Here is a 24,235-nt window from a genome sequence, read left to right as displayed (position 1 = left end):
CCGGATGAAAAGTTTGTATTTTAACACTTTTATCGAATATACAACCGATAACAAAGAGGATTTACAATAAATTTTAATAAGAGATAGAGTGCATACTCTCTTTGAGTGGATGCATTTCTGCATAACTATTTAAGTTATATTCAGGCTAGCGGTCGCTTCTTTAGCGATACTTTAGTATTGAGTGTTCATCAGAGCCAACGAACCCTTTATGCTTTCATATTTGTCAACTCAATGATGGTTGGCAAGTGTAGTTAGTTGGAGGTGATCCCAGCTCCAATAACTTTGACTGGTATTTTTAATCCCTCCAACCCAATAGCATTGTTTCGCTCGTATTAAGCCTTCCAAACACTGCTTGCCAGCCTCAGTGATACGGACGCTTTGTTCCCACCAGTGCCTTTCACGTGACTCAATCGTGATCAAAGGTGTTTGACACTGTGCTAGAGGGAGGAGTAACGCGTAAAACATCACGTCTCCTAGGTAAGGAAGAGGTTCTAGTTGTTGATATTGCTCAAACCAATCTTTGATGGGAATTGAACGATTTTGCGAGCTCAAGACCTTTAGTGCGAGGTGTTGTGTCAAGCTCAATCCAGTTTGTGAATTAGGTAACTCTTGCAAATGGCGTTTAAGCACGTTGAGTATATTGGGCAAGCAATCCAGGTTATGCTGCTGAATCAAATTAACTATGGAAATAGGTGTCGGTGATGTAATAGCGTGCCAACACCGTTTAGCCTGACTGAATAATTTTGCTGTCACAGGTTTACGGTATCGCCAACAAGAACGAATAGCTTCTTCAGGCAACTGCCCAAAGCCGATGAATCGTTCAGTGCCCGGGAACTGGTTCAACTCAATGATCTCTATCACTTTATTCTCTACATTCTCTAACTGTGTTAGAGCACGAATTAGCATCAATTGATCATAACTGTCATGTTCGACCCAAAAGACGATTCGTTCAAATACATCACTTTGCAACAGATCGAGGTTTGATTGTTCCAATGTGACTATATCTTGAACCGAGTCTTCACGCTTCATCACAGGCAGCAGAGTCTCTACGACATATTGGGCACGAATGGCAAGGAAGTTCTGCGGTGTTGCTGGTATGGGGCCAATACAAAGCGGATCGATCAGGGCTAAAAATGTCCCTTCAAATCCACGGGTTTTAAGCTGTTGTTGTATATCGTGACCGCAACGAACGTGTAGCGTTTTTACTTTCGCATCTAGGGGCGGTTTTTGTTGTTTGATGGCTAGTTTGTGCGCTTCTAGCTCTTCGACATGAGCTTTTAGTTTACTCCAACTGGATAAGCCAAGTTCTCTTGCGAGTGCATGTTGAACGTCAGCCAATTGAATTGTATTGGGAGCCAAAGATTCTGGTTTGGAGTGAAATCGCTTAACTAACTCCAACATGGCGTCATCGTATAGGCGGATAGCTTTGAGCCTTTTTTTAGCAATGGATTTTTGCTGATTGATATTGATCGAGAAGCTATTTGTAGAGTTCATATTTCACCTTTCTTATTTCTTCCACACTCGCCTATATAGAAGCTAAAAAGAAGGTAAAAACAGATTGTGCCTGCTAAACCAAGCAGGTGAGGATATTGCCGTGAACCGAGTTCTTTCCGCGAGTGTTGGGTGCTTTAGGCATGAGCAGAGTGATAGTAGGTGGTCGCTATCCTTCGTGCAACCTTTTGTGAGAGTGTAGCGTCACAAAATGGCCGTTTCTCTATGTTTAGGGAGAATCAATAGGCGATAACACTAGCGATTCAACTCAATACCACTGTTGCTAGACTCGAGTTTCTACACTTTTGAGTAAAATACGATAAAGCGCTTGAGTCGCAGGACCACTTTTGGCTCCTTTGGGCAAAGTGAGGTGCAGCGCAACTTGATATTGATGGGAGTGTTCGAGCTCCAATACGTTAATTTTATCGCTCTTTCGGGCTGAGACTAAGTGCGCTGGTAGCCGACAAAACCCAACGCCTTGCTCTACGGCGTGAAAAGCGTGGTCGAAGTTATCGACGGTAATACGCTGACGTGCGCGTAACCAACCCACATCTCTTTTCGTTTTGTCTGAATCACCTAAGTCACGGATGACAATTTGGCTGGTGGTTGCAAAATCGTCGATGGAAACATGCGGCTTTTTAGCGAGTGGATGGTGTGCTGCGATTACAGGCAGCATGGTTGTTACGCCAAATGCTTCGGCAGGGTAGTTGGTTATCGGTAAGTTGATGATTGCGATGTCAGCGAGCTCATTTACGACCATTTCGGTTGTTTTGCTCAGTGACGTTTCAACCACTTGAACGGAGGTCGTGTTGTTGTCCTCCAAAAATTGACTGAGTGGTGCATAAAGCCAACAAGGGTCACAAAGATGATCTACTGCGACCGTGATTTGAGATTCCACCCCACTTTTTAACTGCTCGCTGATGACTTCTAGTTCCCGCGCTTGTTCAAGCATGGATTGTGCACGACGCAGTATGGTTTTGCCGTGCTCTGTCAAACCCGCTTTGCGCCCTCGTACTTCGATAAGTTGAATACCAAGTTGGTCTTCTAACTTCCTCACCGAGTAGATCAATGTGGTATGGCTCTTGTTGAGCAGTAAAGCTGCGGATTGAATGCTGCCTTCTTGATTAATCGCTTGTAGCGTTTGCCATTGTTCTAAGGTCGTTTTTAGTCTCATGAGTCAATTTTTTAGACAGTTAATGGCGAAATTATGAACTTTTCTGTCAGTTTTATAAAGGTAATAATCTTGTCATCGAAAACGAGTCAATAAGAAGAGGAGACTCAAGATGGCGAAATTATTGCAAGTTGATTTTGAATTTCATGGTCCGTTTGGTGACGAGATGTCGAATGCTCTGGTCGACTTAGCTAAGTCGATTAACCAAGAGCCGGGCATGATTTGGAAAATCTGGACGGAAAGCGAAAAAGACAAACTCGGTGGTGGTATCTATCTTTTTGAAGATGAAGCCACGGCGCAAGCTTATCTCGAAATGCATGCCGCACGCTTACGAAAAATGGGCGTAGTCGAAGTACGAGGTCAAATTTTCGATATCAATGTGCCGTTAACGACGCTCAATCAAGGGCCTATTAAAGGATAAGGAGATGATGACCAACCGCACTTTTCTAACCGTTCATGGTGTCGTATATACGGTATTCGCTTTTGCGTTGTTTTTTGTACCAACCATAATGTGGCCGATGTATGGAGTACAAATTAACGACCAGTACGCGCTGTTTTTATCGCAGCATACTTCGATCTTTTTAGGTGGAATCGCAGCGGTGAGTTTGATGTTACGTAATGTGGAATCAGGGCATACTGCGAAACAGCTGTTTAAAGCATTATTGATTACTAATGGCTTAGGGGCAGTGATTACTACCTATGCCGGCATTATCGGAGTATTTGTCGGTTTTGGTTGGAGTGACCCAATATTCTTTGTCTTGCTTAGTTTGATTACGTACAAGCAATTAAGAGTGCAATAGAAAAAGCCCTGCTGTTTCTAGCAGGGCTTTGTCATATTTGGTTTAATTAGCGATCTAAATTCAAGTTATGATTCGCTTTTGTACGCGTAGTTATAGTAGCCGTATCCATAGCCGTATGAGTTAGATGCTTTTTTCTCAACTGCATTGAGAATCACACCTTTAACTTCAACGCCTGATTGCTCGAAGCGACCTTGCGCGACTTCAATCTCCTTCAAAGTCGTTTGATCAAAACGAGCGACCATCAGAGTTGTTCCTGCAAGCGCGCCAACAATGCTTGGGTCGGTAACTGCGAGTACAGGCGGCGTATCGATGATGACTAGATCGTATTGTGCAGACATCTCGTCAACAAAGCTCTTGAAGCGAGGGTGCATAAGAAGTTCTGACGGATTTGGTGGTACTTGACCACGAGTAACCACATCCAAGTTTTCAACTTGACTTGGCTTGATTGCGGTTGCTCGATCAATTTTTCCACTTAGTAAGTCAGATAACCCTTGCTCTGCTGTGAGGCCAAAACATTGCTGTAAATAACCTTTTCGCATGTCAGCATCCACCAAAAGGACTTTTTGACCCGTTTTAGCCGCAACTGCAGCAAAGTTAGTTGATACGAACGTCTTACCTATGGAAGGCGCTGGGCCTGAAATCATTAAGACATTGTTTTTGGCTTCCAACATTGCGAAGTGTAAGCTGGTTCGAAGTCCACGTAGTGCTTCAATTGATAGATCTGCTGGATTGGCATTTGCTAAAAGAAGTAAGTCTTTGTTGTTTTTACGTTTTAGCTTGTTCGAAACTTCCAATTGTTGTGCTGATTTTGGAACACTTGCATATACAGATATTCCAGTTTGCTCAATTTCATCAGGAGAAGTCACTCCACGATGAAACGCGGTTTTTACCAGAACAAATGCGACAGCTACCATGCCTCCTAGAAGAGTAGCCAAAACTACAATCAAAGGTTTTTTCGGTTTAATAGGAATTGCGTAAGATTGTGCGTTGTCAATAATACGCACATTACCTACGGTGCCAGCTTTTATGATATTTAGCTCTTGAACTTTATTCAAAAGTTGGATGTAGATTTGCTGGTTTACTTCGACATCACGAGTCATACGCAAGACTTCGCGCTGTGTTTTTGGCAGTTTTTGAACTTGTTTGTTAAGACGCTCTTTCTCTTGTAGTAATGTCTGACGTTTGTCTAACAGCGATTTATAAGCTGGGTGGTCTTGGGTGAATTTTTGACTGATTTCACTTTCTTTAAATGTTAGCTCATTAAGTTGGGCTTCAAGTGCCACCATCACTTTTAGAGTAGATTGTGCTTCGAGATTTAAATCGATAGATTCGTTTTCTTGTCTAAAACTGTTCAATGTATCTTCTGAAATAGTTAGCTTGTCCTTAATCTCGGGTAAATGACCTTTAAGGAAGTTGAGGCTCTGCTCAGCTTCAGCTGAGTTTCTTCTAACATTCTGCAAAAAATAGTTTTGAACAACATCATTTAAAACAAGCTGATTGTGGTCTGGGTATTCACCTTCAATACTTAGAGATACAATACCTGTTTGGCTACCTCTCTCTGAAATAGAAAGTTGTGAGGCTAACTTGTTGATAGCATCTAACTTGCTTATTTTACTTATTGTAAAAGTATCTTCATTTTGAGCATTGAGCTGGTTCACTTTTACACGATAGCCATTCATCTCAATTAGTTGACCAACTGAACCAGAAAGTACCATTTGGTCTTCAAGCATCAAGCTGAATTGACCTTTCTCGATGTCTGTAGCAATCAGTTGATGAGATAATCCTTTAGCCGTTCGAGGTACTTCAAACGTGGTCAAAGAAATGTAGTTTTGAGTACCGTTGATTCGTGCTAGACCTTTACCAACAAAAGGTAAGTAATCAGGAGTGGCAATGGCTGTTAAGTTAAACTTATCAACGGTATCGCCAAGAATCATTCTCGATTTAATTATTTCAATCTCTGTAGTTGCAGATGATTCGGCAGAAAAGAGTTCTCCCATGTCACCGACCATCGCCGAAATACCACCTGAACTTTTCTTTTCGATTTGTATTAACGCGTCGGCTTTGTAAATCGGAGTTGATAGCAACGCGACCGCGATACCTAATGTTGCAAAAAAGAGTGTAATACTGATGATAAACCATTTCGCGTCTATCAATATGCCGAAGAGCTTGCCTAGGTCGATCTCATCATCAGCAAGAGCAGATGGTTGTATTGTTTGGTTAGCCATTATTTTTTATTTCGCCAAGTGATCTGAATTTATATTTTTTTTGCCCATGCATGAGCAGCATTTTCAATCAGAGATAATGCATGCTCAAAGGCTTCTCTACTCTGTCTGTATGGATCTGGAATATCCACGGAACCTATCCAGTGACCAAATAACATTGTTTTACCTCTAGCCTCTGGTACCAGCTCCGTCAAAGCATCGATATGACCTTGTTCCATCACCAATATTAGGTCTTGTTTTGCGCACAACTTAGCGGTTAGCTGCTGCGCTTTGTGGTCTAGCAGGTAGATACCACGTTCTGACGCGACAAGTCTGGCGGTTTCATCTGCTGGCTTTCCGGTTAGGCGACTTTTTTCTACGGCAATACCCGCCGAAGAAATCTGTTTATCTGGGAGTAGTTGCTGTAGTAACCGCTCTCCTGTGGGAGAGCGACAAATATTACCTACACACACGACAAGAATGTTCGAAAACATGTTTTGCTCCTTATAGACAACGTTTGAATGACTTGTTTATGTTCAAACAAGCCCTTCAGAATGCTTTTTCTATGGCCAAGTCCTGACTCGAAGGACGCCTTCTGTAAGTTCATTGAAGCCTGAGATGGTAGGTACTAGTTGTGCAATAACGCGATTCCAACGACTGATAGGCGCCGCAGTGACATAAACGATGTCATACGGTTTCAGAGCAAATTCAGTACCAATAACGAGCGCTGCCGCATCGGAGACATCAAGTTGATATATGTCGCCCAGTGAACCTGCGTCTTGTGACCTCCTAATTACGAATACACCTGTCGCATCCGCTGATATCTGATTAATACCGCCAACGTTGCTCAGAGCTTCCGTAAGGCTCATGCCAGCGCGATCTATTTTCAGTAGTTTAGGATCGTTAACTTCACCCATAACGAAAACCTTTTGTGAATCATTTCTTGGTACATGGATGATATCACCTGGTTGAAGTAGCCTATTTTCAGTGAGGTCGCCTTCTTGCATCAGCGCATAAAGAGATATGTTTTCAACTATGCCGTTTCTTGTCAGTGTTACATTTTTCCAGTCGGCGTTTTCGGCTAATCCACCTGCACGGTTAATTGCATCTAACAAGGTGAGTGGGATGTTGGTGATTGGTTGTTGTCCAGGATTACTTACTTCACCAGTAATGTAGGATTTTTTCGAACGAAAAGCTGCTACGCTGACATCCACTTGAGGACTTTCTATGTACTTTGCTAATCGGCGAGAAATATCAGCACGAATTTGACGAACGTTTTTACCCGCAACTTCAACAATACCTATATATGGATAGAAGATAGTGCCATCAGCATGTACCCAGTTCCCCGCTTCAGCAGAGCTGCGATAAGAACCAGCAGGAATAGTTAGTTCTGGGTGATCCCAAATAGTAATGTTTAGTATATCTCCAGGGCCAACCTCATACTCATAAGAGCTAAGTTGGCGATCTAGTTCAGGGTTGGATTTGGCTTCTATCCCCAAAATTTTAAGTTGAGATACTTTATCAAGTGTAAGTGGAAAAACATTGAAATCAGAAGTGCGACTAACATTGCTGTCTTCGACGAAGTTTTTTCCATCTGTGGAAAGGTGACTACCGGGTACAGTACATCCAGAAAGAAGTACTGAGGAAAGCACTAAACTAGCTAGCTTTTTATGTTTGAAATTCATGTTTTTTCATTCATCTGACGTAAAGAGCGAGTTGCTGGTAGCAACATTCTTTTCCAGAAAAGACTTCACAACATAACCTTATAAGCACCACCTTCTTCTATTTATAAAGTGCTCAATAAGGGATTGATTGCATCTGGAGGCATGAACTCTAATGAATTTCAATGGTTAGAGCAATAGACAGTAATGCAGCAAGTGTCCAAATAAATATCGTATTTTTATGTTTTCACTTACAAGATTTCATATTGCGGATAAAAAACTTGTTCAATTAGCTCAAATTTTGTTTATTAGCTCTATATGTAGTGTTTTCTTTCTAAAATACAACCAAGAAAGTCTACCGACTAATTATCTCGTTGTATTAAATAGGATTATTAAAAATGTGACTCATGTCTCTTTTTTTGTTTTGTTGTCTTTCGACATGGTCACTTCTTCGCTAACCCCTTCCCATTCAAATACGGAAGGATGTGCGGACGTGATTCGCCAGCCAGTTTACTGGTGACTTCTTGTGACCAAGTACTCTGTTTTTGATTGCTCGAACGGTTTGCATAGTAGTTTCGCATAGTTTGGTCATACGTCTGAATATCATCCAAGTTTAGATATTGATACTGATTCTCATGCACCACGACATGCTTAGGTAGGCGAGGTTTTACTTCAGGGGCTTGATCTGGATGACCAAGACACATACCAAATAAAATGGCGGTATTTTTAGGTAAACCTAATAATTCGTCTACTTTTTGGGCATTGTTTCGTAAACCACCAATATACACACCTCCTAGTCCCATCGACTCCGCCGCAAGCAAGCAATTTTGTGCCATGATGCCCGAGTCTACAGCGCCTATTAGCGTTAACTCGGTAAAATCAGCTTGAACATCTGGGTTGATACTGGCGTGGCGCTGGTAATCAATACAAAACACCAAAAACTCAGCCGCGCTTTCAACGTACCCTTGATTTCCGGCATATTGAGCTAATAGCGTACGTTTTTCTTTGTCGGTCACGCGGATAATTGAAACGACTTGCAACATGCTTGATGAGGACGCCGCAAGGCCGGCTTGAAGAATGGCATCTAATTGTTCGCTCTCAATCGGTTGTGAGGTGAATTTTCGAATTGAGCGGTGATTGAGAATTGTTTGAATCGTGCTGTTCATGGTGACTTAACATCCCCTGTTACGTGTAAAGGCTGAAGACTCACCTTAGCGACATTTGATGAGTCGGTAAACTATCTCAAAAGAAAAACAATGCTTGGCGCATAAGTGTGAAGACGAATCGAGAATACACCACTCGTTCTGTTTGAGAGCGTATATACTGTTTTTAGAATCAATAATTTAAATGCAGTGGAAAATATGAAAGAACTCATTGTTCATACAGTTACGGTGTTTATGGGCTTCTTTGCCATCATGAACCCTATCGCCAATATTCCCATCTTTTTGAGTTTAACTGCTGATGAAGATAAAGAAACCATCCGTTCTATTGCGCTCCGCTCGGTTTTTATTGCATTTATTATCATCGCGATATTTTCTATTGCCGGTAAGTTAATTTTTGATTTGTTTGGTATCACGCTTTATGCATTGCGAATAACAGGCGGCATTTTGGTGTTTTTGATAGGTTTTAACATGCTTCAAGGTGATTCGACGCATCAGAAAACCAAAGAGAAGGCGTATTCACCAGCTCAGCAACGGGCGGCATTGAGTATTGCAGTGTCTCCACTGGCGATGCCAATATTAGCTGGGCCTGGAACGATTGCTACCGCGATGAACTTTGCGACAGCGGGTGGTTTCGATCAAACCATTATTACTATCGTTTCTTTCGCTGTCCTGTGTGTGATCACCTATGTACTGTTTTTATTTGGAGACAAATTGGTCAAAGCGGTTGGGCCAAGTGCTCTAAATGTTGTGACGAAAATGATGGGCTTAATTCTAGCGGTTATTGGTACTCAAATGTTCATTGATGGCGCGGGCGAAGCCTATAAAACGATTTTCTCCTAGATTTCTCTTAGGCATTGCCACCTTGGTTCAACCCGCAATTACATTTCTAACGGGTACGGATTTTTTGAACTTTAGTTTTCATTTTCTAAGAGAGAAATAAATAGACTTCACCTATTTCAATAATAAGAATATTCAATTGTTGTGATTGCACGAATTTCATTACTCTTTTGGCAAGGAGAATGGGGGAAATATGGCAACAAAAGCAATTGTAGTAGAAGGTGGCGCGATGCGAGGCGTCTTCGCAAGCGGAGTGTTAGATGCGTTTTTAGAGCAGAGTTATAAACCGTTTGATTTTGCAATCGGTGTATCTGCTGGTGCATCAAATTTGATTGGGTATTTGACCGACTACCCGCATCGCAGTATTAACGTCATTACTAAGCTGGCCACAAGCAAACGCTTTTTTGACCCGACTCGCTTCGTTAAAGGTGGGGACCTCATCGATGTGAAGTGGCTGTTTGAAGAATCTAATCGCTTGTATCCCGTCGATGAAAATAAACTGTTTAATGGCGTTCCTTTTCTCGCAGCGACAACAAATGTAGATACAGGGCAGGCAGATTATTACCGCGTGACACGTGATAATTTTCACCATGCGATTGAAGCGACAACAGCATTACCGATTGCCTACAAGCATACCCCTTGTTTTTCTGGCGGTTGTTATACCGATGGTGGGGTCGCTGATTCTATCCCAGTGCGTGAGGCTTATCGTCGAGGGGCTCGCGACATAACCGTAGTACTCTCTCACCCACTGAATTATGCCAAAAAGCCAGTTAAGACCACATGGCTGATGAAGAAACTTTTTGCGGAGCACCCCAAAATGGCGGATGCGATGTTAAGACGTGCAGATAACTATAATCAATCATTAGAGTTTATTCGTAACCCTCCACCAGGAACACATGTTAGGGTGATTGCCCCACCAGATAATTTTCATGTTCAGCGCTTATCAATGCGACAATCCGTTTTACTAGAAGGGTATGAAATGGGGCTGATTGAGGGGCGAGCGCATCTCACTAGTTTATCTGGTGTTCATGGTTTAGACCGAGAAAGCTGTCATTTTTGCGTTTGATTGTAAAAGAGCCTCATCGTGAGGCTCTTTTTACGTAACGTTCAAAGGGTGATTTAGTTGACTTTATCCCAAGCCATCTCCCAGTGTGAACCTATTCCAGGCTCGTAATGGTTTGCGCTTTCTTTCCACTGCATACAGTAACCAGAGTATGGGAAAGGTTTACATTGATAAATGCCCCCGTCGCTGGCAAGCACTTTTGTGCCCGCCGTGTAGCTAGATAGTCCTTCAGGGAAGACAAAATCGTACTCATCAGATGGTGGTGGAGTAACTGACTCTTCTTTTAAGTGAAAGTCGAGTGTTTGCTGATCCACCAAGTTGCCATCTTTATCCTTAATACGTGTTACGAGCATATGGTGACCCGGCTCCGATTTACTTAAAGCGAGCGATATCGCCTCTACCGAGCCGTCTTTCATTTCGTTTGCCCAACTTGCAAGTGGTTCGCGATGGTGATTGTAAACGGTGAGTTCTGCATTTAAATCGCCTTCAGCAGTTAGTGTCAGATCCAACGTTGTCGGTGTTGACTCAATGATATACTCGTCTGCTAAGCCATCTACTGTGAGTGAGTATTCTGGAACAGGAGTTTCAATGTTATAGCCGATCTCTACTCGCTCAAGGCCGCTATTTGCTTGCAGATACACCGGATTAGTACCATAAACAGGAGTGAATTTATCCTCTGCATACTGCCCGGCTTGCAGTTTTGCTTGTTCTTGGTTTAGCTTAGTCGCGAGTGCGTAAGACCAGTTTTTCGCTTGGCCCATTGCTGCATCGGTAATTTCTAGTTCAGTTCTATACGCCACGTTTTCACCTGCTTGATCAAATACGCGTGTATAAACCGAATCCCCAATATTTAAATCCATTGTAGGAATAATTTGACCGCCTTGCTTCCAATCTGGAATAACGGGACTGTCACCATCAAATTTCACATCGATCACGTTATAAAATGAGGCTGCAGTGTCGCCAACATCCCATACTGCCAGGATGACATGGTATCCCTCGCGAGTAGGCACATTACATTGATGGCTTACCTGTTTCGGGGGTTGAACCATATTGCCGTCGACGACACAGAAAGGAGTTAGATCAAAAGAGTCTCGTGATAGTGAAGCGTTTGGGTTCCAATCAGGCTTGGTGATGTAATATTTCCAGTCGCGCGTCACGTGGTTAGCGGTAAATGTCCATTCAAAAGTTTGTGTACCTGCTTGAATAGGGCGTTTTACCCAACGGTCGGCAGTTTGCTCATCAAGGGCAGCTGCTAAAGCGGTTTCGGCACTCGCTATTTTACCATCGCGAGGCCCTGTTTCGGGAAAGCCATCAGGGCCTTCAACGCTTTGCGGTTCATATTGAATCGCACCGCAGTTATTATTTTTTTCGTTAGTATCTGGCGTTGGATACTTACATAGTGCCGAGCGACTTGCAGCGACACCACCATTGGTTTCTGATACATAACCGTGAGCCGCAGCACCTGAGCTAATGCTCGCAAGTGCTAACGCGAGTACGGATTTGGTTGGAAATGATTTCATCACATGTCCTCTGTTATGGCTGACAAACTAATGTCACACCCCGGCGCATGCTGAGCATAAAGCAACGCTACAGCAATTGGACTTCTGTAACACTGCGTTATGGTAACCCCGCTATCATGAGCATTCTTTTAGATTTTTAAATGCTGACAGACCGGAAGCTTTGCGTCCCACCCTTTCGAATGGTTTGCCGAAATGTGATTGAGCAGCCAAAATTTAGCTTAAGAATTTACATGTGGAAAAGTAAACGTCACTGACATGGAATCCTGTTCTCAAATTGAAAGATAACGATATCTTAACCTCGTCAATATTGTGCAGTGTCGTCTTGCAAGATATTGATTTTAATTTTGTTTTTATATTTTTTATAGCCACAGTGAATGAATGGAGGTTTGTTGGGGATAAGTGGAGAGGAACCGTGCTAAGGGTGGAAGAAGTTCTGTCTAAAGGGCGGAGTGTCCCGCCCTTTGAATGGTGTTATTTCGGCATGATGACAGTATCAATCACGTGAATGACACCGTTTTTAGCTTTCACATCGGTTGCAATGACATTTGCATCGTTAACCATGACTTTATCGCCCATGGTTTTAATCATCACATCTTGCCCCTGAACCGTAGTCGCTTTGTCTAGCTTAACAACATCGGCAGCCATCACTTTCCCTGGGACGACGTGATAAGTCAAAACAGATACTAACTTGTCTTTGTTTTCCGGCATTAAGAGCATGTCGACTGTGCCGTCTGGCAGTTTTGCAAAAGCGTCATCCGTTGGTGCAAAAACAGTAAATGGGCCTTCCCCTTTGAGAGTGTCAACCAAGCCCGCTGCTTTCACCGCAGCAACAAGCGTATTGAAAGAGCCGTTTTCAGCGGCAACGTCGACAATATCGGCTTTCATCATGCCATGCTCATGAGCCTTGACGGGAAGCATAAAAGATAATGTCGCCATCAGTGTAGCCGCGATAACTAAGATACGTTTGAACATAGTGTGTTCCTTACTAGTTGAGGGTACAGCGGGTTCCCTTGAGTGTGTTTGCATTTGTACGCATCGTGATTGAAAGATGATCATCGCGTCCTACTTTCTTTTGAGGGCCTAACATGTCGCGCAAGAATTCGTCTGCCTTCTTGTTTCACATCGGCTCGTTTCCGCCACGCCCATAAGCGCTCTCTTGCTGCCTTAGCTGTGTTGTCTGGTGCGATAATAGGTGCAAGGTAACGGCTATCTGGCTGCAACTGATACATGACAGCTTCCATCTGGGTCATTGTCCAGGGCTCGAATAAAAGAGGGGGAGGAACCATTTGTAACTCAGGCACCCACTTGTAGATGAACGTACCGTTAGGATCATGTTCTTGGGCTTGCTTGATCGGATTATAAATACGGATTGTGTTAGTCCCGGTTACTCCTGCTTGCATTTGGAATTGTGGGTAATGAATTCCAGGCTCAAAGTCGAGAAATAGTTGCGCTAAATGCGTTACACCTACTCGCCAATCCATGTTCATGTGGTGAGTAAGAAAGCTAACCAGCATGGCACGCATGCGAAAGTTAATGTAACCAGTGTGGTGCAAACAGCACATGCAGGCATCAATCAAAGGTACGCCAGTATGCCCGGATTTCCATGCTGCTAACTTTTCTTCATCGAAAGTACTACTTTGTTTAATCAATGGTTCGTAAGCCCGATTAACGCAGTAAAACTCCATGTCGTATTCCGATTCGAATTTTTGGATGAAGTGACAGTGCCAATGAAGCCGTGAAGACAATGCAATTAAGCTGCGACGAAATCCAGCGACTTGCCAGTGTTTCAAAAGGTATTGATAAACTTCACGCAAGGATATGTTACCCCAAGCGAGGTATGGAGAAAGTCGAGTACAGGCTGTGCGTGAGGCTGTGGGACTAGAAATGCTTCGATAGTAATCACGACCTCGACGATGAAAAAAGTCCTCTAGTGTTTTCCAAGCGAGCCGGCTTCCTCCCGTTTGCATTCCTTTGCATTTTGATAGCCAGGATGATGGTGGCGAAAACGAACAGCCGAGAGCTTCTGCATCCAATGAATGCAATAAGTCGGTTTGGAGCTCAATAGGGCTTATTGAGGCTCTCATGACAGAGTCCCAATGTTTGTCCCAACCTTGCCGGTTTTTTGCACCTCTGATAACAGCACCGTGTTCGAACTCAAACCAGTCGATGTTCTGCTCATACAGCCAAGCGGCAACTTGTTTGTCGCGCTCAAAGGTGCAGTTGAGTCCTATTTCTTGGTGAGAAAAAACAGCGTTGATTTGATATTGCGCTTGAATTGATTGGAAACATGCTAAGGCATCGTCATACAGCACCGTGATTCGATGCCCATAGGCTTTGAGCGTCTCATCCATGTCTTGCAGTGATTGCCAAACAAATCGCCAGTGGCGCTCAGAATAGTGTGGGTTATTCAATAGCAATGGTTCAACAATATATAAAAGCACAGTTGGGTGCTTTGTTGATAATGCTTGAGTTAGTGGTTGATGGTCAGTCAGCCTTAAATCTCGTTTTAACCACACGACATTGATTGTTTGCATCGGAATCCTCTTTGTTTCCGATGTTGTACGCAAGTAAACCGAAGAAATCTCATCCAATGATCGGTTTTATTCCACAAAACGTAGAGGTAACTTTTAGGGAGGTGACACATGGCAATACCATTGAGTAAGTTACAAAAATACTTCCATGTAGACAAATTGGTCATTCATTCGCTTGATCTCGCATTGTACCAGGCATCTGTCGTGATTGATGGAGAAGCGCAATTTATCACTAATGACAACGGTACCTTTTTGAGGGCTCATTCCCTGATCGAGATGCAAAAGAAGTGCAGGAATATCAAAGCAAATAAGCAGGTTTTAGTGCATCAAAGTGCTTATGATGAAATGGTGGGGTTACCCGAAGGTAAAAGAGGCAATCAACTAGAAGTATTGGTGAGGGATACAAAATTGTATTGAAAGAGTATTGGTGCGTAGTAAAAGCGAGCCACCTTACGGCAGCTCGCTAAATATAAGGAGAGTTGGGCTTAGTCTTGTTTACGCTGCGCTTCTTTTTGCGCGTACTTAGCGGCACGTCGAGCTTCTCTTTGCTTGGCACTTTCACCACCAATATGCTGCTCGCCTCGCTGCTCTGCAAGAACAATTTGTTTTTCACGCTCGCGGAATCGAGCAATTTGTTCTTCTGAGTGTGTGCCGTGACATTTTGGACAGCTCACGCCTTGCTCGAACAATTCTGACTGTTTGTCTTCTTCAGTTATCGGTAGACGACAAGCGTTGCATAAATCATAATCTGCTTTTTCTAGCTGGTGGTTCACTGCAACACGCCCGTCAAATACGTAACAATCGCCTTCCCACATGCTCTCTTCTTGAGGAACTTCTTCAAGATATTTAAGAATGCCGCCTTCTAGGTGGTAGACCTCATCAAAGCCCTGTTCTTTCATGTAAGCCGTTGATTTTTCGCAGCGGATACCACCGGTACAGAACATCGCAACTTTCTTGTGTTTTGCCGGGTCCATGTTTTCTTTTACATAGTCTGGGAATTCACGAAAGGTTTCAGTATTTGGGTTTACAGCGCCTTTGAATGTCCCGATCTCGATTTCGTAATCATTACGTGTATCGACAACAAACACTTCAGGATCAGCAATAAGATCGTTCCACTCTTGAGGTTTCACGTAAGTCCCCACTACGTGGCGAGGGTCTATACCTTCAACACCTAATGTTACGATCTCTTTTTTCAATTTCACTTTGGTGCGATTGAATGGCTGGGTCTCAGAATACGACTCTTTGTATACGGTGCCAGTCAAACGAGGTTCGTTGTTTAGCCACTCCAGTAGCGTATCAATACCTGCACGATCAGATGCAACAGTACCGTTGATACCTTCACTTGCCAGTAGTAATGTTCCGCGAATATGGTGTTTTTCCATCAACGCAAGTAATGGCTCGCGTAGCTCTTGATAGTTATTCAGCTCAACAAACTTGTACAGCGCACAAACTACATACTGACTCATGAGGTTTCCTTTAAAAATACAGGTGGTCAACGACCTTAAAATTTTAGCGGCACGAAGTATACCTGACTAAACTAGTCGGAAATACGGACAAATTATACGGATATTATGAGTAGGCGGGGCCTGGCGGTCTTTGATAGGGGGGGGCATGTCCGCAGGTGAAGCCGCTATGTGTTCAAATTATAAGCATTAATTATAGTGAGTCAGGTAGGTTGGGGCCGATACTTTTGGTTTAAATTTATGTTGTTATTCTGTTTTAGGCCCTTCAAAAAAGTTAGGCGCAAGAAGCACCAAATAATCACCGGAGTCATTGACAAGGAAAGGACATGTCGCAGTTTTATACATGAGGTGGTGAGGGATAAAGGTTTAGGGACAAAGAGTGAATGACTGATCGCCATTGTTCATAAACCGCTATAAACGCCTTTTCATCAAATACTAAAAAGGCGTATTTCTAACGTCTGTCCTGCTTATTTCAACGCAGCTGCGGTCTGTTTACCCATGGCAATGAGCCTGTCGAGAATGCGTTCACCGTCGGCACGTAAACCGTTGTGCTCGTACTCATTGGTGATCCACGCTTTTGAATTTGGTATTAACGCGAGCGTCTCTCGACTGATATCCATTTCAACAAACATATCATCGGCGTAAACGGCGCAACTGACAGGCACTTTGTTTTGAGCCAATTGTGTTTGATCGTACAGCGCAGCCCAATCTTCTTTCGCTGCCAATATTTCTGCGGTGTCTTTTAGTGGCTTGAGGTTAACGTATTGGTCGAACATCCATGGGAAGACCATTTCCCCCGTAAAGTAAAATGGCTTGCCAGATTCATAATTAAACTCTGATCGGGTTTGGCGAACGCGGTGCGCACTCCAATTCGACGCGAAGCTTTGGCAGTAAATCGATTCATGCAAAATGGCGTAGATCGGGTTGGTTTGGAAGTTTTGCTGCGCCAACATATCGTTTAAGAACTCATAACGAAGTTGTGGTTTGCCGTTCACTTCAATCAACGCGCTTTCTAGCCAATAGTAAGTTGGTAAGAAAGTATCACTCACACCAAAGTTGATGCCGATTTGTTGAAATTGCTCCACTGTGAAGCGTTGACCATTTGGTAGGTACTCTTCATTTTCCAGCAAGTGATTCGCAATGTTTTGGCAAAGTTGTTGCGCACTTGGAAATTGTTGGAAGAACGCTTGGTTTTTCTCCATGGTGCGTTTGAAAGTGGCTTCATACACATCGTCGGCATGACGTGAGACTGATGGCACGCCACCTGTGATGTAGCTTTGTAGCAAGCTGTCTGGGAACAAAGACAAATAGGTGAGGGAGCAAAACCCACCAAAGCTTTGACCTAAGGTCGCCCATTTTTCGACGCCAAATTGCTCACGAATGTATTCCGCGTCGCGCACGATGTTATCCGCTCGGAAGTGGCTCAAGTAGTCTGCTTGTTGCTCTGGCGTGAGGTGAGCAAGCGTCTGGTGATTAATTACGCTGCTGTTGCCCGTACCGCGCTGGTCGAGAAGCAAAACTCGGTACTCTTGCAGGGCGCGTTTTACCCAGCCATTATTGCCGTTTTGACGTGGAGAGGGAAAGCCAGGCCCGCCCTGAAAGTAAACCAACCAAGGTTTGGTCGATTCTTCATCGCCAACTAGGCAAACCGAACGGGCGAAGACTCTAATGGTGCCTTTGCTTGCGTCTTGGTAATCCAGAGGAACGGTAAAACTGTGGGGAGTGTAATGCAATCCTGCGTCGATAAATGATTGAGCGTTCATTGTTATCTTTATTTCCTTATTGAGGGGTAGCGCTACTTTACTGCGAATGGCGCGAAGAACCAACGCTATTTCCCAATTGCCTCTTCAGTTCTATACCTTGGTCAAATCAATGTAAGTTCAAGAAAATGAAACGATTAGCGACTGGTGCAACTGGTTGAGTGAGCTATGCTCAATAGAGTTGCGACAAAGTAAGAGCATGGAGGAAGTCGGATGAAAGTGTCACTGGCTCGATGGACAATTGTGACTTGTTTAATAAGCGTACCTACTTTTGCCGTTGTTACGCCCAACCCACCTCAGTTACAGGCAAAAGGCTACGTATTAATGGACTTTCAATCCGGTGCCATTATTGCCGAGTATAACGGGCGAGCAGGCCTTGCTCCGGCGAGTTTAACCAAGTTGATGACCGCTTATGTAGTTGGACAAGAAATCAAAGCGGGGCGTTTGAAATGGGATGATGTTGTCACCGTGAGCGAAAACGCGTGGTCGGCCAAGTTTCCCGGTTCTTCTAAAATGTTCATCAAACCGAAAGATGAAATTAGTGTTGCGAACTTAATGCGCGGCGTGATCATCCAATCAGGAAATGACGCGTGCGTTGCACTGGCTGAGCATGTTGCAGGCAGTGAACGCGGCTTTGTTGCCTTGATGAATGGTTGGGCGGAGAAATTAGGACTGCAAGACACCTATTTTGTGAACTCCCATGGTCTTGATAGTGATGGCATCCAAACCTCACCAACCGATATGGCAAGACTCATGCAGTCGATCATCAGCGATGTTCCTGATGTGTACGCGCTATACAGTGAGAAAGTCTTCAAGTGGAACGACATTACGCAGTACAACCGCAATAAGTTGTTGTGGGACAATTCCATTGATGTCGACGGGGGAAAAACCGGCTACACCAGCAATGCCGGATACAGCTTGGTGAGCTCGGCCAAAGAAGGAAGAATGCGCCTTATCTCGGTGGTGATGGGTACGCCAAGTAAACAGGCTCGGATCAGCCAATCGAAGAATCTACTCAGCTATGGTTTTCGCTTTTATGACACCAAGCAAGTTGCTAAACAGGGGGAAGTTGAGTCTAAAGTTCGCGTTTGGAAGGGAAATGCTAATCAAGTTGAGGCGATCTTTGCTAAAGATGCCTATCTCACTCTGCCTCGTTCAATGACGGCTGGGCTTGATAAGAGTGTGGTGTTAAATGAACCGTTGATTGCGCCGATCGCGCAAGGAGATGAGATTGGTAAGGTCGTTTGGAAAAGCGATGACAGTACCGTGGCGAGTTATCCCTTGGTCAGCAGCCAAGCAGTAGAAGAGGGCTCGTGGTTCGCTCAGCTTTGGGACAGTCTGGTGCTGTGGGTGAAATCGTTCTTTAACTAGAATAAAAACGAGCAGAAGTGTCTTTCTGCATTTTTTTGTTGATGGCCGCCCAGCTAAACGCTGGGCGGTGTTTTATTTAACGGTTTATTCCGACAAGGTGATGATTGGTAAATCGTCCCAAATCTTACTTTCATCCGATGCGCCACCGGAGAAGTTCCAAGGGCCTTTGTCTTGTTCTAGCGGACGGTAAGTTGCCGAAAGGCCGTCTAAGTCCCAAGTCGTGACATAGAAGCGGATACCATCGAGCGAATCTGGGCGGCCTAGTGCATCGCTAGCAAAGTCCATTGAAATGGTGTTGTTGGCTTTGTCTACTGTCACTGTTGGTGCTGGCGTTACGGCTTCTCCCCATGTCGTCGCGTTTGCGCCTTGAGTGTTGTAAATCGAACTTTGCCAGCCGAAGACCACGGCATTGCGACTCCATGTTCCGCTTGGCATAGAAGCGTTGATCTTAGGCAGTTCCGTTAGGTTGGTTGCCGCTTCTTCCGGTAAATCAATGAAGATGGTGAAACCAACGTGGTCAAAGCCGTTTGGTGGCAACCAAGTATCGGTGATCTTGTCCATAGTGAAGGTCAAGCGCACGTTACTGCCGACGGTAAATACCTCAGCTTTGTTGATTGCGAGTTGGCTGTTATCTTTATCGAACGTTGGATCCGTTGGTAGCGAGTAGTTACCGTTAGGACCGCCCATGCCATCTTGCGCATCGCCTGCGTCATCAATAGTGTCGTCTGGCGTGTTTGACCAGCTTAAGTCCGACACAAAGTTTACATCTTCAATGCCCGCTTTTTTCTCAGTGGAGTAAATCGCGAAGCGGTGCTGTTGCTCGCCAATTGCAAAGTGACGGGTAGATAAAGTCACGCTAAATTGACCGTCAGCACTTACGGTAATGGCTTGTGCGGTTTCTAGATTACCGTCCACGACAAGGTTCAATTTCTCGTTTGCGTTAGCAGTACCAGTAATCACGATGTCATCAGTGATGGTTTGTCCTTCCCAATCCTGTGCCAGTTGGATGTTGAGATCTGGGGTCTCTACCGATTGGATGTCGTTAGTTTTCGAGTAAATCACGGCAGATTTGGCTGGTAGCTCAAGGGTTACGTGACCGTTTTCATCGGCGATTAACTGTTCTGGAGCTTCTGCCCAGTTCGACATGATTTGTTGTTGGAAAACGGTGCCGCCCGCTTGCTCTACATCGAGTTGGTTCATCAACATTGGGGAGTTAGATGTGTTCATTACCACTAAGACTTCGTCGTTATCCAAAGTGCGGGTAAAGGCGAACACACCTGCACCAGCTTTATCGCTGCCAATGACTTTCATTTCGCCGCGTGTCATGACTTTGTTTTCGGTACGTAACTTAGCAAGCTCTTGGATGAACAAGTACATCTCGCTGTTTTGGTCGAATGAATCTACGTAGTCGCCGTCTTCACGGTAACCGCCAGCAAACATCGCATCGCGCGCTGCTGGCATCGCTTGCTCTGTACCTTGGTAAATCACAGGGATGCCCGGTACCGCCATCATTGTGATCAGAGCTTGCTTCATATCGTTGACACTGCCTTGCGATAGAAAACGTGGCATATCGTGGTTATCAATGAAGTTCGGCATGATGTATGGATTTGGGAACATGTCCATCATTTTCTCAAGACGGAAACGTAAATAGTCGGTCGGTTGCCCTGATGCAAATACGCGCGTCATGGTCGCTTGCAATGGGAAGTTCAGTACCGAGGTTAGCTGTTTCGGCGAGCCACTTTCACCGATGTAAGTCAGCATCTTCTCTTCGCCTTCGGTGTGGTAAGGCGTAGATGTTTCGAATACTTCACCAAAGGTCAGGAAGTTATCGCGACCGGTATCAACCGCTTGCGTCATCACACCATCGTCGGCGTGTAGGAAGTCATTCCAGAAATCATGTTCAACAAACTTCACCGTATCGATACGGAATCCGTCGACGCCGACTTCGCGAATCCATTTTCGGTAGCTCTCTTTTAGATAAGCGCGTACTTCAGGATCGGACGTATTAAGGTCATCCAAATCAGAGAGCTGCCAGGTTTTTTCTTGTACTGGATCGTTGTGGTCGGTGATGGTCGGCGTCCAGTGGTAGCTGCCTGTGCCGTCTGTTTTACACTCGTTCATGTTGAGTGGGTACGGCAGTTCTTGCCCGGCGGGTAGTGCATTTTTAATCAAACGGAAGCCTTGGCAAGGTAGGCTTGGATCATAACTGTAAGGATCATCGTAGGTGAAGAAGTTGCCTACATGGTTGGTCACGATGTCCTGAATTAAGAACATGTTACGCGCATGCACTTCGCGTGCTAACGCTTGGTAGCTTTCCATGTCACCAAAGTGCTCATCCACTTTTTGGAAATCGCGCGCCCAGTACCCGTGGTAGCCGCCGTAGTTTTGCTCTGCATCCCACCATTGGTTAGCAACTGGCGGAGTAATCCAGATCGATGTGGCACCGAGATCTTCGATGTAGCTTAACTTATCACTCACACCAACGAGGTCGCCGCCGCTAAATTTTTTATCCGAAGTCGGATCGAATTCGTTTTGCCCTTGATCATTAAGAGCGCTGTCGCCGTCGTTAAAACGGTCGATCATCAGGAAGTAAATGATTTGATCTTGCCAATCAGGAGATGCCACGTGGCTGCCTGTATCGACTGGTGTGGTTTCGTCGCTTCCACAGCCAGAAAGAGCAAGAGCGATCGCTAAAGGAAGTATTTTTATTTTATTCATTGGTTTAGGTAGAGTTTCAAACACAGTTTTTGCCTCCGTTATGCAGCAATGCAGAAACGATAAAGCAAAGGTTTGAAATTGAGAGTGTCATCTCACGCCAAAAAAGACGTGAAATGATGTCACGAAGTGATGGTTTTGATCTGACCGACAGTTTTAATTGAGCGGTTGCACAATAGGATATTGTATCGGGTAATGCTCTTTCGCGAGCTCGTTGTCGGATTCATCATAAAGGCGGAAACGGCACTGCTTTGCAGTTTGAGTGAGCGATAATTGCAGCACCCAACAAGCATAATGTTGCGAGTGTTGGGTCAAGCGCATTGCGTGAGGTGTGGGGTCATCATCGGCGTAACAGTCAATCCTCACAACGTTTTCAAGTCGGCATGCCAGTTCGATAAAGAGCGTGTATTGCGCCCCAATATTAATAAGCTGCCGAGTCGGGACAATATATTCCGTTGCGCCAATTAAAAGCCCCTTAGAAACCACATAATCACGCTGGTGGTTATTCTCAATGTAACGTTCTCCATCGACTTCATAACACAGGCGAAAGGTAAGGGGATGCGCTACCGGAAGTTCGGTCGTTGCCCATAGCTCGGTACCATGACTTAAAAAACGCTCGAAGAAGGCGGGGTAGCGCCGCCATGCGCCATCACGGTCACGGCATTCTACCGAGACCACTTTTTCAAACGCAATATTGTCCACTTCCATCCAGATTTTGCCGACAGGTTGGTCGATGTGGTTATCGTCGAAGGTATTGGCTTTGGCGTAGTATAAGCGGATCGGTTGTTGATTTAGTTGAGTTCGGTTATCCAAACATTGTTGGCGATATTGCATGGGTGAAAACGGATACCAACGACGAAAAGTGCGGTGAAAGTTCGAAGGTTCTTCATAACCAAGTTGATAGGCGATTTGCTGCGTTGTGAGTTGGGTGTCGGCAAGCAAAGTGAGTGCTTGCTTTCTTTTAGCGAAATCAACGCATTGAGAGTAGCTCATTTGCTTTTCTTGCAGTCGACGTTGCAAGGTGCGTTTGGAGACGCCCAGTTGCCTTGCCGCTTGCTCTAACTTGAGCGCGTAATTACTGTTTTTGATGAACAAGGCGTTCAAAACACTCAGCAATTCTGGCTGTTCAATTGGTTGGTGAGAAAGCAGCAAATAAACATGTTTCACCAGTTCAAACACGCTTGAACTCGTTTTAGAATCTCGCGTTTCCTCTAGAAAAATATTGGCCGCGAGTGGATTGTTGGCGTGAACTTGTACCTGTATTGATTCGCTTAACTCAAGCATTTCCAACTGCATTTTGAGCAAGCCAAACACCGACTCCGCCCAATTTGGCATATCGCCCGTTCTACATTCGACTTGCAGATGGATTTGGGCATCACCATGTTGCAATGTGACGTACAAACGGCGGTCGAATAATGAGACACTTTTGCTCCACCAAAGCAGCCCTTCTTGGAGGTTAGGCGCTTCTTTCAACATCATGCATTGCAAGGCCACCAACTTCTCAATGTGCCAATATTCGCCGGCAATTCGAAGGTGATTGTGACCGAGCTTTTTGCACAGAAAGGATGTAATAACGTTATCTTGAGGCAGCATGAGTTGAGTTTGGTTGCGAGCAAACATGCATTATTGCTGAAAAGATGAAGAAGTTCAGTGAGAACGCTCAAAGCCTTTCTTATCGTTTTATTTTCAAATTTATTTTGAAAATGTTTTTAATCGAAATCGGTTTTTCCCTTTATCTCATGAGGTTATGCTGTTACACAGCTTAAATTCATTAATTGGAGAACCTCATGGATATCGTACAAGCTGCAAAATCTCGTTACTCAACGAAAGTGTTTGACCCAACGCGCAAGCTACCTCAAGAAAAAATCGACGCAGTTAAAGAGCTGATTCGTTTTAGTCCATCGAGTGTGAACTCCCAGCCTTGGCATTTCATTCTGGCAAGCACAGAAGAAGGCAAGCAGCGCATCGCTAAAGCGGCGCAAGAGAATTACGCGTTTAACGCGGCGAAGATTCTCAACGCTTCTCACGTATTGGTGTTTTGTGCAAAAACAGGCATTGATAACGACTACATTGAAGCGCTAATGGTGCAAGAAGAAAAAGATGGTCGATTCCCAACTGAAGAAGCGAAAGCGGCTGTGCGCGGTGGTCGTAGCTACTTTGTGAACATGCACCGTTTTGATTTGAAAGATGCAAACCATTGGATGGAGAAACAAGTTTACCTCAACGTGGGTACGTTGCTGTTGGGTGCTTCGACGTTAGAAATCGATGCAGTACCAATTGAAGGGTTTGATCCAAAAGTGCTGGATGAAGAATTTGGCTTGCGTGAAAAAGGTTACACTAGCGTTGTAATCGTGCCGCTTGGCTACCACGCGGAAGATGACTTCAACGCGAAAACGCCAAAGTCTCGCTGGGACGCAGAAACCGTATTCACCGAGATCTAATTCGAGCTTACTTACAGGTGACGTAGAACCCTGTAATCAATATATAA

Annotated in this window: 20 protein-coding genes and 1 riboswitch; of the genes, 7 read left to right on the top strand and 13 right to left on the bottom strand. The window is 44.5% G+C overall.

Annotated features, from left to right (window positions below; translation table 11 throughout):
* Positions 1-228 precede the first annotated feature (228 nt).
* Together R7Z78_RS02835 and R7Z78_RS02830 are read right to left on the bottom strand one after the other, a co-directional pair.
* Positions 229-1,494: a DUF1835 domain-containing protein gene (locus tag R7Z78_RS02835; RefSeq protein WP_169644588.1), complete on the bottom strand. Its 1,266-nt coding sequence runs from the start codon at positions 1,492-1,494 to the stop codon at positions 229-231.
* Between the two features lie 280 nt (positions 1,495-1,774).
* The gene (locus R7Z78_RS02830; RefSeq protein WP_017634451.1) at positions 1,775-2,665 is read right to left on the bottom strand and encodes a LysR family transcriptional regulator; all 891 of its coding nucleotides are present in this window, start codon (positions 2,663-2,665) and stop codon (positions 1,775-1,777) included.
* A gap of 109 nt (positions 2,666-2,774) precedes the next feature.
* On the opposite strand from R7Z78_RS02830, the gene R7Z78_RS02825 reads away from it, so the two are divergent.
* Positions 2,775-3,083: a monooxygenase gene (locus R7Z78_RS02825; RefSeq protein WP_104976406.1), complete on the top strand. Its 309-nt coding sequence runs from the start codon at positions 2,775-2,777 to the stop codon at positions 3,081-3,083.
* Positions 3,084-3,090: 7 nt separating this feature from the next.
* Positions 3,091-3,462, top strand: coding sequence for a hypothetical protein (locus tag R7Z78_RS02820; protein WP_017634450.1), 372 nt, complete (start codon positions 3,091-3,093; stop codon positions 3,460-3,462).
* A gap of 65 nt (positions 3,463-3,527) precedes the next feature.
* On the opposite strand, the gene R7Z78_RS02815 is transcribed toward R7Z78_RS02820, so the two are convergent.
* The 4 genes from R7Z78_RS02815 to nfsA form a co-directional block, all read right to left on the bottom strand.
* Positions 3,528-5,687, bottom strand: coding sequence for a polysaccharide biosynthesis tyrosine autokinase (locus R7Z78_RS02815; protein ID WP_169644586.1), 2,160 nt, complete (start codon positions 5,685-5,687; stop codon positions 3,528-3,530).
* A 29-nt stretch (positions 5,688-5,716) separates the two neighbouring features.
* On the bottom strand, positions 5,717-6,157 hold the full coding sequence (locus R7Z78_RS02810; protein WP_053303899.1) for a low molecular weight protein-tyrosine-phosphatase: 441 nt from the start codon (positions 6,155-6,157) through the stop codon (positions 5,717-5,719).
* Between the two features lie 69 nt (positions 6,158-6,226).
* Entirely contained in the window at positions 6,227-7,348 is a 1,122-nt protein-coding gene (locus R7Z78_RS02805) for a polysaccharide export protein (RefSeq protein ID WP_017634447.1), read from the bottom strand.
* Positions 7,349-7,767: 419 nt separating this feature from the next.
* Complete coding sequence (nfsA, locus tag R7Z78_RS02800) at positions 7,768-8,490, bottom strand: oxygen-insensitive NADPH nitroreductase (RefSeq protein ID WP_104976407.1); 723 nt, start codon at positions 8,488-8,490, stop codon at positions 7,768-7,770.
* 195 nt (positions 8,491-8,685) lie between these two features.
* Between nfsA and R7Z78_RS02795 the strand changes: the two genes are divergently transcribed.
* On the top strand, positions 8,686-9,327 hold the full coding sequence (locus R7Z78_RS02795) for a MarC family protein (RefSeq protein WP_104976408.1): 642 nt from the start codon (positions 8,686-8,688) through the stop codon (positions 9,325-9,327).
* 190 nt (positions 9,328-9,517) lie between these two features.
* Entirely contained in the window at positions 9,518-10,390 is an 873-nt protein-coding gene (locus R7Z78_RS02790; RefSeq protein WP_005374891.1) for a patatin family protein, read from the top strand.
* 53 nt (positions 10,391-10,443) lie between these two features.
* On the opposite strand, the gene gbpA is transcribed toward R7Z78_RS02790, so the two are convergent.
* The 3 genes from gbpA to R7Z78_RS02775 form a co-directional block, all read right to left on the bottom strand.
* Positions 10,444-11,907, bottom strand: coding sequence for an N-acetylglucosamine-binding protein GbpA (gene gbpA, locus R7Z78_RS02785; RefSeq protein ID WP_104976409.1), 1,464 nt, complete (start codon positions 11,905-11,907; stop codon positions 10,444-10,446).
* 98 nt (positions 11,908-12,005) lie between these two features.
* Positions 12,006-12,106: riboswitch (cyclic di-GMP riboswitch) on the bottom strand.
* A gap of 272 nt (positions 12,107-12,378) precedes the next feature.
* On the bottom strand, positions 12,379-12,879 hold the full coding sequence (locus tag R7Z78_RS02780; RefSeq protein ID WP_005384595.1) for a fasciclin domain-containing protein: 501 nt from the start codon (positions 12,877-12,879) through the stop codon (positions 12,379-12,381).
* A gap of 80 nt (positions 12,880-12,959) precedes the next feature.
* Positions 12,960-14,441, bottom strand: coding sequence for a cryptochrome/deoxyribodipyrimidine photo-lyase family protein (locus R7Z78_RS02775; protein WP_104976410.1), 1,482 nt, complete (start codon positions 14,439-14,441; stop codon positions 12,960-12,962).
* A gap of 108 nt (positions 14,442-14,549) precedes the next feature.
* Here R7Z78_RS02775 and R7Z78_RS02770 point away from each other — a divergent pair, with 108 nt between their 5' ends.
* The gene (locus tag R7Z78_RS02770) at positions 14,550-14,855 is read left to right on the top strand and encodes a DUF6482 family protein (protein WP_104976411.1); all 306 of its coding nucleotides are present in this window, start codon (positions 14,550-14,552) and stop codon (positions 14,853-14,855) included.
* A gap of 68 nt (positions 14,856-14,923) precedes the next feature.
* On the opposite strand, the gene R7Z78_RS02765 is transcribed toward R7Z78_RS02770, so the two are convergent.
* Positions 14,924-15,904, bottom strand: coding sequence for a rhodanese-related sulfurtransferase (locus R7Z78_RS02765; protein WP_104976412.1), 981 nt, complete (start codon positions 15,902-15,904; stop codon positions 14,924-14,926).
* A 464-nt stretch (positions 15,905-16,368) separates the two neighbouring features.
* The gene (locus R7Z78_RS02760; protein ID WP_104976413.1) at positions 16,369-17,664 is read right to left on the bottom strand and encodes an alpha/beta fold hydrolase; all 1,296 of its coding nucleotides are present in this window, start codon (positions 17,662-17,664) and stop codon (positions 16,369-16,371) included.
* 210 nt (positions 17,665-17,874) lie between these two features.
* Here R7Z78_RS02760 and R7Z78_RS02755 point away from each other — a divergent pair, with 210 nt between their 5' ends.
* A complete protein-coding gene (locus tag R7Z78_RS02755) occupies positions 17,875-19,032 on the top strand; it encodes a D-alanyl-D-alanine carboxypeptidase family protein (RefSeq protein ID WP_104976414.1) in 1,158 nt (385 codons plus the stop codon).
* Between the two features lie 84 nt (positions 19,033-19,116).
* On the opposite strand, the gene R7Z78_RS02750 is transcribed toward R7Z78_RS02755, so the two are convergent.
* Together R7Z78_RS02750 and R7Z78_RS02745 are read right to left on the bottom strand one after the other, a co-directional pair.
* Positions 19,117-21,774 (bottom strand): alpha-amylase family glycosyl hydrolase, encoded by a 2,658-nt coding sequence (locus R7Z78_RS02750; protein WP_169644585.1) that lies wholly within the window; start codon positions 21,772-21,774, stop codon positions 19,117-19,119.
* Positions 21,775-21,903: 129 nt separating this feature from the next.
* Positions 21,904-23,367, bottom strand: a complete 1,464-nt coding sequence (locus R7Z78_RS02745) for a helix-turn-helix domain-containing protein (RefSeq protein WP_169644583.1) — start codon at positions 23,365-23,367, stop codon at positions 21,904-21,906.
* Positions 23,368-23,534: 167 nt separating this feature from the next.
* Between R7Z78_RS02745 and R7Z78_RS02740 the strand changes: the two genes are divergently transcribed.
* Positions 23,535-24,188: an oxygen-insensitive NAD(P)H-dependent nitroreductase NfsB gene (locus R7Z78_RS02740; protein ID WP_005374924.1), complete on the top strand. Its 654-nt coding sequence runs from the start codon at positions 23,535-23,537 to the stop codon at positions 24,186-24,188.
* Positions 24,189-24,235: the final 47 nt, after the last annotated feature.

The organism is Vibrio sp. 1167, assembly GCF_033340375.1.
Lineage (GTDB): Bacteria > Pseudomonadota > Gammaproteobacteria > Enterobacterales > Vibrionaceae > Vibrio > Vibrio alginolyticus.
The sequence above is the reverse complement of the archived record's forward strand: the minus strand, read 5'-3'. Positions and strand labels throughout refer to the sequence as shown.

Excerpts from the sequence above, each read along its gene's own strand:
- R7Z78_RS02810 (WP_053303899.1), bottom strand. The coding sequence starts at position 6,157 with ATGTTTTCGAACATTCTTGTCGTGTGTGTAGGTAATATTTGTCGCTCT.
- R7Z78_RS02745 (WP_169644583.1), bottom strand. The coding sequence starts at position 23,367 with ATGTTTGCTCGCAACCAAACTCAACTCATGCTGCCTCAAGATAACGTT.
- R7Z78_RS02825 (WP_104976406.1), top strand. The coding sequence starts at position 2,775 with ATGGCGAAATTATTGCAAGTTGATTTTGAATTTCATGGTCCGTTTGGT.
- R7Z78_RS02795 (WP_104976408.1), top strand. The coding sequence starts at position 8,686 with ATGAAAGAACTCATTGTTCATACAGTTACGGTGTTTATGGGCTTCTTT.
- R7Z78_RS02820 (WP_017634450.1), top strand. The coding sequence starts at position 3,091 with ATGACCAACCGCACTTTTCTAACCGTTCATGGTGTCGTATATACGGTA.
- R7Z78_RS02815 (WP_169644586.1), bottom strand. The coding sequence starts at position 5,687 with ATGGCTAACCAAACAATACAACCATCTGCTCTTGCTGATGATGAGATC.
- R7Z78_RS02770 (WP_104976411.1), top strand. The coding sequence starts at position 14,550 with ATGGCAATACCATTGAGTAAGTTACAAAAATACTTCCATGTAGACAAA.
- R7Z78_RS02775 (WP_104976410.1), bottom strand. The coding sequence starts at position 14,441 with ATGCAAACAATCAATGTCGTGTGGTTAAAACGAGATTTAAGGCTGACT.
- R7Z78_RS02790 (WP_005374891.1), top strand. The coding sequence starts at position 9,518 with ATGGCAACAAAAGCAATTGTAGTAGAAGGTGGCGCGATGCGAGGCGTC.
- R7Z78_RS02805 (WP_017634447.1), bottom strand. The coding sequence starts at position 7,348 with ATGAATTTCAAACATAAAAAGCTAGCTAGTTTAGTGCTTTCCTCAGTA.
- nfsA (WP_104976407.1), bottom strand. The coding sequence starts at position 8,490 with ATGAACAGCACGATTCAAACAATTCTCAATCACCGCTCAATTCGAAAA.
- R7Z78_RS02780 (WP_005384595.1), bottom strand. The coding sequence starts at position 12,879 with ATGTTCAAACGTATCTTAGTTATCGCGGCTACACTGATGGCGACATTA.
- R7Z78_RS02835 (WP_169644588.1), bottom strand. The coding sequence starts at position 1,494 with ATGAACTCTACAAATAGCTTCTCGATCAATATCAATCAGCAAAAATCC.
- R7Z78_RS02760 (WP_104976413.1), bottom strand. The coding sequence starts at position 17,664 with ATGAACGCTCAATCATTTATCGACGCAGGATTGCATTACACTCCCCAC.
- R7Z78_RS02755 (WP_104976414.1), top strand. The coding sequence starts at position 17,875 with ATGAAAGTGTCACTGGCTCGATGGACAATTGTGACTTGTTTAATAAGC.
- gbpA (WP_104976409.1), bottom strand. The coding sequence starts at position 11,907 with ATGAAATCATTTCCAACCAAATCCGTACTCGCGTTAGCACTTGCGAGC.
- R7Z78_RS02740 (WP_005374924.1), top strand. The coding sequence starts at position 23,535 with ATGGATATCGTACAAGCTGCAAAATCTCGTTACTCAACGAAAGTGTTT.
- R7Z78_RS02765 (WP_104976412.1), bottom strand. The coding sequence starts at position 15,904 with ATGAGTCAGTATGTAGTTTGTGCGCTGTACAAGTTTGTTGAGCTGAAT.
- R7Z78_RS02830 (WP_017634451.1), bottom strand. The coding sequence starts at position 2,665 with ATGAGACTAAAAACGACCTTAGAACAATGGCAAACGCTACAAGCGATT.